The 7,542-nt window shown below is 34.7% G+C and carries 7 protein-coding genes, 2 rRNA genes and 1 riboswitch; of the genes, 5 read left to right on the plus strand and 4 right to left on the minus strand.

Annotated features, from left to right (window positions below; genetic code table 11):
• Positions 1-142: 142 nt before the first annotated feature.
• Positions 143-313 carry an aspartyl-phosphate phosphatase Spo0E family protein gene (locus tag LDX58_RS23095; protein WP_227939821.1) on the plus strand — a complete coding sequence of 57 codons (171 nt, stop codon included), beginning with the start codon at positions 143-145 and terminating at the stop codon, positions 311-313.
• A 179-nt stretch (positions 314-492) separates the two neighbouring features.
• Here LDX58_RS23095 and LDX58_RS23100 read toward each other — a convergent pair whose 3' ends face one another.
• Together LDX58_RS23100 and LDX58_RS23105 are read right to left on the minus strand one after the other, a co-directional pair.
• Positions 493-699: a zinc ribbon domain-containing protein gene (locus tag LDX58_RS23100; RefSeq protein ID WP_227939822.1), complete on the minus strand. Its 207-nt coding sequence runs from the start codon at positions 697-699 to the stop codon at positions 493-495.
• A 489-nt stretch (positions 700-1,188) separates the two neighbouring features.
• Positions 1,189-1,542, minus strand: a complete 354-nt coding sequence (locus tag LDX58_RS23105; protein ID WP_227939824.1) for a hypothetical protein — start codon at positions 1,540-1,542, stop codon at positions 1,189-1,191.
• 508 nt (positions 1,543-2,050) lie between these two features.
• Here LDX58_RS23105 and LDX58_RS23110 point away from each other — a divergent pair.
• From LDX58_RS23110 to LDX58_RS23125, 4 genes are all read left to right on the plus strand, one after another.
• The gene (locus LDX58_RS23110) at positions 2,051-3,079 is read left to right on the plus strand and encodes an ion channel (RefSeq protein ID WP_227939826.1); all 1,029 of its coding nucleotides are present in this window, start codon (positions 2,051-2,053) and stop codon (positions 3,077-3,079) included.
• A gap of 65 nt (positions 3,080-3,144) precedes the next feature.
• Positions 3,145-3,292: riboswitch (cyclic di-AMP (ydaO/yuaA leader) on the plus strand.
• Positions 3,293-3,314: 22 nt separating this feature from the next.
• Positions 3,315-4,019, plus strand: coding sequence for a potassium channel family protein (locus LDX58_RS23115; RefSeq protein ID WP_227939834.1), 705 nt, complete (start codon positions 3,315-3,317; stop codon positions 4,017-4,019).
• Between the two features lie 47 nt (positions 4,020-4,066).
• The gene (locus LDX58_RS23120; protein WP_227939828.1) at positions 4,067-5,419 is read left to right on the plus strand and encodes a TrkH family potassium uptake protein; all 1,353 of its coding nucleotides are present in this window, start codon (positions 4,067-4,069) and stop codon (positions 5,417-5,419) included.
• 487 nt (positions 5,420-5,906) lie between these two features.
• On the plus strand, positions 5,907-6,656 hold the full coding sequence (locus tag LDX58_RS23125; RefSeq protein WP_227939830.1) for an HAD family hydrolase: 750 nt from the start codon (positions 5,907-5,909) through the stop codon (positions 6,654-6,656).
• Positions 6,657-7,185: 529 nt separating this feature from the next.
• Here LDX58_RS23125 and rrf read toward each other — a convergent pair.
• Both rrf and LDX58_RS23135 read right to left on the minus strand, forming a co-directional pair.
• Positions 7,186-7,301, minus strand: a 5S ribosomal RNA gene (gene rrf / locus LDX58_RS23130).
• Positions 7,302-7,417: 116 nt separating this feature from the next.
• Positions 7,418-7,542 (minus strand): 23S ribosomal RNA (locus tag LDX58_RS23135); the annotation flags it as partial.

The raw sequence follows: 7,542 nt of genomic DNA on the forward strand, positions 1-7,542 counted from the left end.
AGAATAAGTTTCAGTGTCCTTGTGGTATAACGACATACAAATAACTGAAAATTTGTTCTAAACAAACAATTACAATTGTTTAGATCTACTGTAAAATGAGTCTTATGTCTGTATTAACTTTATATTTTTCAGGAGGAAAGTCATGAAAATCCAAAAGATAACAATTTATTTGTTGGAATTTAAAATTAAATTATTACGTATCCGTATGGTTTATAATGGTCGATTAAAGGGACTTACCCACCCTGATACTATTAAACATAGTCAAAACCTAGATGTTCACTTGAATAGATACCATCGAATACAATCCATATAGAAAAATACTTGATATTAATGAGCAATAGCGGTCAATTCCACCATAAGAGTGAGTTGGTTTTCCATCTTTCTTGTTCCACTAAGGAGCGTTTGTTCAATAAGAAAAACAGCGTTACTTGAAGATGTAAAAGGTACTACTGTATTTTCAATAATGCCCCAATCGTAATCTCCTCTTATTTTTCATGAACCAAAAAATAAATCCAGTATATTTGATGGCGTAGAAGAGTGCTTATTATAGAACTCGGAATAACCACAGTTCTTACAATAAACAACAATAAACTCATTACGTTGAACATCAAACATTTTAGATAATCCTGTTCCCGTCATTGCAACTTCCTTTTTCCCTGCATCTTTGCTTTCACATTTTATACAACCTTTTCCGGACATACTTGTTCCCCTCTCCTAGACCTGATTTATGATTTTCATCATAAGTTAAAAGATTAGATTTTTAGAAAGAGAAAACCATATATTAAAGCAACACATATTACAATAAACAATCCAAACATTATAAACCCATAAACAAAGCCTTACCCATTGAAAATAAATCTAAGAACATACTTTTTAAAGTATCAACTACCTTATACATAAAAAACCCCCTAACAACAAACGCCCGCCTATTTTTTACCATAAAGATCCATTATCTCATTGAAGAAAACTGTTCTTTAGTTTAAAAGCGTCCTGCTGCTAATGCAGGAACGCTTCCTTTAGTTTAATAACGCTAAGGATTAAATTAAAAATTTTAACGGTTTTCCATCAGACCAAGACTCCAATTGTTCTATCGAGTCCGTCTGAAACACCATCCCTTCTCTGTCAAAAACCATAATCATTGGGAGTTTTCCAAGATTAAGTTCTTCCTTATAATCGATTGCTAAACCTTCAACATAAGGGTACCCAGGATATTCCGCCCGAAAATGACTCAGGAACATGTTTTTCAAAGTCCATTTCATCGTATGGAGGTGTTGTACCTTCCTGATATAATACTACGGTGTGTAAATTATCTCCTTTCGCTAAAAAACGTTCTAATTTCTCCTCCCTGGACATCTCTAATTGAATAATATCAGTTGCCATAGAAACTGTTTTATGACTAGAACTTGACGTATCCGATTCTACAAATACTGCTAATTTCTCCCCTTTCTTAAAATCCTCTGGTTGTACGTCAAATCCTTGCTCATCTTGAAAAGTAGTGTTTTCATTATATGTAATTGTTTTGGAATACATCATATCATTCACTTCAGTTTTGCCTCGGTTTATCCATTTGGAAATATCCAAGTGAAGTTCTTGTTTTTGTGTGTCTATGTGAGCAAATAGCTTGTCATTGTGTCATCGGTAATTTTCTCCATCGTGCCTTCACCATCATCACTTTCTCCATAGGAACATCCTACTGATACACAAGATTCAATAGTACAAAAATAAGAATTTTAAACCAGGTTCTCATAAATACACCTCCCTTAATTGTTAGACGATTTTAAAAAAATAGTTTCAGCTTATTCCATTATCCTGTCCGTTAGTGAAAAAAGACCGTCGCAGTGACGATCTCGTTGTTGTATAAAAGCACTCGTTTAGTTTAAGTGTAACATTTCACAAATTAATTTTTAGAGTTAAATCCTCTCATACCTTTTCCTATTCCAATGCCTAAAAGTTATGAGTAATTCTTCCCCGTCTTACATTAGTTCTCTTTATATTTTCAACTTAGACAGGGAAATATAAAAAGATTGTAAATTCTAAAGGAGATTATTAAATGCTGCTTATATTTGAAATCATGAAAATGACGGTCAGAATAAAAAAGTTAACCCTTCTGTTTATAACAGTCCTCTTCTTAATAAGTAGCGCCTTCATCATGCATTGGTTAGAACCAGAAATGTTTGTTACCCCTTTTATTGGGTTTTGGTATGTTATGACAACCGTCACGACAACAGGGTATGGAGACTTTGTGCCAGAAACAACAATCGGGCGTATTTTTGGACTTATTTTATATTTAGTCGGGATTGGTTTAATTGGGATTGTCATCGGAAAAATCGTTGAGGGTTTCGGTATATATCGCAAGTTAAAGGAGGAAGGAAAATTGAGATATAAAGGTAAGAATCATTATGTCATCATCGGGTGGACGAATAAGGCAAAGCATACAATGAATGAGATAATGGAAATAGATGATTATGCAAAAATTCTAGTTATTGATTCATTAGAAAAGTCCCCCATAGAGCATGAACGATTTTCTTACATTCAAGGAGATCCCACAGATATAGAAACATTAGAAAAGGCTAATATCCTCGCAGCGAAGGCTGTTTTAATTTTCACAAGAGATAGGGAGTTTAATCCTGTCACTGCAGATGGACAATCATTGTTAATCGTCTCATCTATTGAGAGTTATGCTGTAGAAATGAATAAAGAGATTTACACTATTGTTGAGATTCTCAAAGAAAAGCACATTTCAAATTTCGAACATGCCAATGTTGACGAGTTTATTATTGCAGATGAGGCACTGTCTGACCTCATGGCTAAAGCTGCAGTTGATAAAGGATCAAGTAAACTAATAATGGAACTCCTAAGTAGAAGAAGCGGTGTAGATATTCGTAAAATAAAGAAAAAACAAATTTGGGGTACATATAATGATGCATTTGAAGATTTAAAAAATCTAGGAGCAAATTTAATTTCTGATGGAAATGACTTTAACATTCTTTCTAAATTAGGAGAGCATATTCCTACGGAAGCAGAGCTTTATGTCATTTGTAGTAAGGAAGCCTATGAAAAAATCATGAAAGTTCGTTAAAAAAATATGTATTGACATGTTCCATAAAGAGGAGTAAATTCACTAATAGTTAAAATATCATATTAAACCTTTATTCGCTTAATCATTTTTTGAGCGGGGGAACCATTTTTGATGGGCAATTTACCATCTTGGGGTGAATCTTACTTAGTAAGAGGGGATACTCTTAGTCCCTAATCCGACAGCTAACCTCGTAAGCGTTATGAAAGAGAAGGTTCTTTTGGGACCATTCTTTGTGATGGTCTTTTTTATTTGGAGAAAAAAGGAGAAGTTTGGAGTGGCAGATAAAAAGAAACAATTCGCTGTTATTGGGTTAGGACGTTTTGGTGGTAGCATTTGTAAAGAATTATTTAGGATGGGCCATCAAGTTTTAGCCATTGACATTAATGAAGCAAAGGTTACTGAGTTTTCACAACATGCAACACATGCTGTTATAGCAAATTCTGCAGATGAAAAAGCTTTACTTTCCTTAGGGATAAGAAACTTTGAACATGTTGTGGTGGCGATCGGTGATGATATACAAACCAGTATACTAACAACACTTGTGTTAAAAGAATTGAATCTACCTAACGTATGGGTAAAAGCGCAAAATGCTTATCACCATAAAGTTCTAGAAAAGATAGGTGCTGACCGAATTATCCATCCAGAACACGATATGGGCATTCGGATTGCCCAACATCTAACCTCAGAGAAAATTGTAGACTATATTGAATTATCAAATGAGTACAGCATCGTTGAATTATTAGCAACGAGTAAAGTTCATAATAAATCGCTTATTGATTTGAATATACGAGCTAAGTTTGGTTGTACTATTCTCGCCATTAAACGTGGTGAGGATGTGAATGTTTCCCCAATGCCTGAAGAAGTCATTATTGAAAAGGACCTTCTCATTGTCATTGGACATAAGAATGACTTAAAACGTTTTGAAGATGAAGGATTGTAGATAAGAAGAACTATGAAGTAAATAAAATATCAAAGAAGGTTTTATATATGGCTAAAATAAAAGAGCATTTAAGGCATCTTTCAGCTGTTCAGATTATTGTTTTGTACTACGTTGTTGCTGTAATTGTTGCAATGGCTTTATTTAGTTTACCTATTGCACGAAATCCTGGAACGCAATGGGGTTTTATAGAAGCTCTCTTCACTGCTGTAAGTGCAGTAAGTGTAACAGGACTAACGGTTGTTTCCACCGCAGAAACCTTTAGTGTGCCAGGTACCTTTATTCTAGCTTTTGTATTACAATTTGGTGGAATTGGAATTATGACATTAGGAACTTTTGTCTGGATGCTCTTTCGTCGAAAGATTGGCTTACGAGAAAGACAATTGATCATGACGGATCAAAACCGCGGAGAAATGGCAGGATTAGTTCTGATCATGAAACAGATTTTAATCATGATTCTAGCGATTGAGGCTGTTGGGGCACTCATTCTTAGTATACACTTTCTACAATATTTTCCGACTTGGCAAGAAGCATTTATCCAAGGTTTCTTTGCATCCGTAAGCGCAACAACCAATGCTGGTTTTGACATTACAGGAAGCTCTTTAGAGCCCTTTGCCCATGATTATTTTGTACAATTTGTGAATATGATTTTATTAGTGTTAGGCGCCATTGGCTTCCCTGTTCTCATTGAGTTAAAAGAGTTTTTGACGGCAAAAGAAAAGCCATTTAATAAGCGTTTTTCCCTTTATACAAAATTAACAACAACAACATTTGGGTTGCTTGTTCTTGTTGGGTTTCTTGGGATCCTTTTATTAGAAAGAAATCACTTCTTTCTTGATAAATCTTGGCATGAAACGTTTTTTTATGCCTTATTCCAATCTGTAACTACTAGAAATGGTGGACTAGCAACAATGAATATTGCAGAATTTTATATTCCTACACAGTTATTCTTGAGCGCCCTTATGTTTATTGGAGCATCTCCAAGTAGTGTAGGTGGAGGAATTCGAACGACTACTTTTGCCATCATTATTTTGACAATTTATACTTTTGCTCGTGGAAGAAGTTCTATTAAAATATTTGGAAGAGAAATTGATCAGGAAGATATGTTAAAGTCTTTTATAGTCATTAGTGTCGCAATTATGATTACGGCATCAGCGGTTATATTTCTTGCCTATATTGAGCCATTTCCTTTAACCGCAATTATCTTCGAGGTTTGCTCGGCATTTGGAACAACAGGATTATCGATGGGGATTACTCCTGATCTAAGTACAGCTGGTAAATTAACGATTATCTTTCTGATGTTTGTCGGTCGAATTGGAGTGTTTGCATTCTTATTTATCATTAGAGGAAAGCTTACAGACGAGCATTATCATTATCCAAAAGAGAGAGTGATCATTGGGTAACCAGTAACCATTGTATCTAATAGCCTTTAACTAAACTTAAAACAAATAAACGTTAATAAGGTCAATAAAAGACCGTAATTTAAAGCCTATAACCTAGATTACTAAGTAATCAGTATCATAGATACAGGCTTTTTTTTAATTGCTTGGGAGCTCGGATAAACAGAAGTCAAATAACGTGTAAATTAACAGGCCATTTAACAAAGCTGTTAACAATTTACTAATAGGTTTGTTATTTCCAATGCGAATTCGGGTGCTCCTTGGTATGCTAAAACGCTGATTTAGCAATGAAAGTAATAAGATCACCTTTTTAACCTTTTAAAAAATAAGTAATTTTTCATTTTCTCTACCTAAACTGAAACAGGTAACTATAAATAACTGTATTTTAAGAGTACATTTACGCACATGCTGCTTACTTAACTTCAAGTATATTAACTTAGACATTGTGGGACAATAGTGAGAGCTTAAAATACTTGGAAAGGAGTAAAAGATGCAAAAACAAAACATTTTATTTAACCTTGACGATACATTATCATACTGTAATAGATACTTTAACCAAGTAATAGGTGAATTCGCTGACCAAATGATCACATGGTTTGACACCATAACCAAGGAAGAAATAAAACAGAAACAACTTCAAATTGATGTTAAAGCGATTAGTCAGCACGGTTTAAAGTCGGAACGGTTTCCCGAATCATTTGTTGGTACTTATAATTACTTTTGTGACTTAACAGGGAAGGAAAAGAAAAAAGACGAAATTCAATATTTAAGAGAATTGGGGTTTCAGGTATTTGAAGTTCCCGTTGAACCAATTCCATATATGAGTGAAACACTACAACGTTTAAAAGAAGAGGGACATGAATTATATTTACACACAGGGGGCGATGAGGCTAATCAAAGCAGGAAAATCACCCAGTTAGAACTCACTACTTATTTTGAACATCGTATTTTTATTTCGGAACATAAAGATACAACAGCTCTATCGGATATTTTAAAAACAATTAATGCCGATCCTAAAGTAACTTGGATGGTTGGAAATTCATTACGAACTGATATTGTCCCAGCACTTGAAAAGAATATCCACGCAATATATATTCCAGCTGAAACAGAATGGCAATATAACGTTGTTGAAGTTAACGTTGAGCATAGTAGTGCTTTTTTGACGCTAAATTCACTTCAAGAAGTACCTAATGTAATTCATAAGCGTATCCAAGAGCATGCAATGTCAACTTATAGATAATACTTCAAGTGTGTAAAAAATGAAAAGTGATTTTTACCTGGATGGTAGTGCTATTCTATTGCCGAGACCCCGTACGATTACAAAAAAGATAATCGCACTTTTTATATTTGAAATATGTTTTTTACGGGTATTCATCTTGAATTAAACGCACCCGTTAATTGTAAAGGTGCCATCTCCTTCAACATCTAAAATATAGACATTTGTTCGTGGGTGTTCGTGTCTATATAATTTTGTGAATTTGCTTGTTTTATAATAAATGGCACTTCACTTTGTCTTTTGTACCTCTTGAAGCATTCTGCTTCGTCAATTCAAATAAAAATATTCACAAATATCCACTACCATAAAAGATGTTCCTAAACAATCTCGCCCTTTTATGGATTAACTTAATTCGTGTTTTTATTTGCCTGGCAATGTCCTAGCTAACCATTTTTCTTCTACGGGGAGGTCCCCTTCGATCAAAGCTATTCAACGCCTTAAGCGTTATGTTTAACTCATAAAAAAGCACAATCCATTGGATTGTGCTTTATCAGCCTGGCAACGTCCTACTCTCACAGGGGGAAGCCCCCAACTACCATCGGCGCTGAAGAGCTTAACGACCGTGTTCGGCATGGGAACGGGTGTGGCCTCTTCGCTATCGCCACCAGACTATAAGGTATTTTTAATAAAATACCATTGAAAGAATCAAGGTTCTCTCAAAACTAGATAATGCAAATTAGAAACATTGTCATATTTATTCAAAATATGACGTCAAGAATTATATATTGGATAAGTCCTCGACCGATTAGTATCTGTCAGCTCCACGTGTCGCCACGCTTCCACACCAGACCTATCAACCTCATCATCTCTAAGGGGTCTTACTGGATTAATCCATGGGAAATCTCATCTT

Source organism: Alkalihalobacillus deserti (genome assembly GCF_020734105.1).
In the GTDB taxonomy this organism is placed as follows: domain Bacteria; phylum Bacillota; class Bacilli; order Bacillales; family Bacillaceae_D; genus Halalkalibacter; species Halalkalibacter deserti.

Bases quoted from the DNA above. Each gene is read 5' to 3' on its own strand.
- LDX58_RS23115 (WP_227939834.1), top strand. From the start codon at position 3,315: ATGGTCTTTTTTATTTGGAGAAAAAAGGAGAAGTTTGGAGTGGCAGAT.
- LDX58_RS23100 (WP_227939822.1), bottom strand. From the start codon at position 699: ATGTCCGGAAAAGGTTGTATAAAATGTGAAAGCAAAGATGCAGGGAAA.
- LDX58_RS23095 (WP_227939821.1), top strand. From the start codon at position 143: ATGAAAATCCAAAAGATAACAATTTATTTGTTGGAATTTAAAATTAAA.
- LDX58_RS23125 (WP_227939830.1), top strand. From the start codon at position 5,907: ATGCAAAAACAAAACATTTTATTTAACCTTGACGATACATTATCATAC.
- LDX58_RS23110 (WP_227939826.1), top strand. From the start codon at position 2,051: ATGCTGCTTATATTTGAAATCATGAAAATGACGGTCAGAATAAAAAAG.
- LDX58_RS23120 (WP_227939828.1), top strand. From the start codon at position 4,067: ATGGCTAAAATAAAAGAGCATTTAAGGCATCTTTCAGCTGTTCAGATT.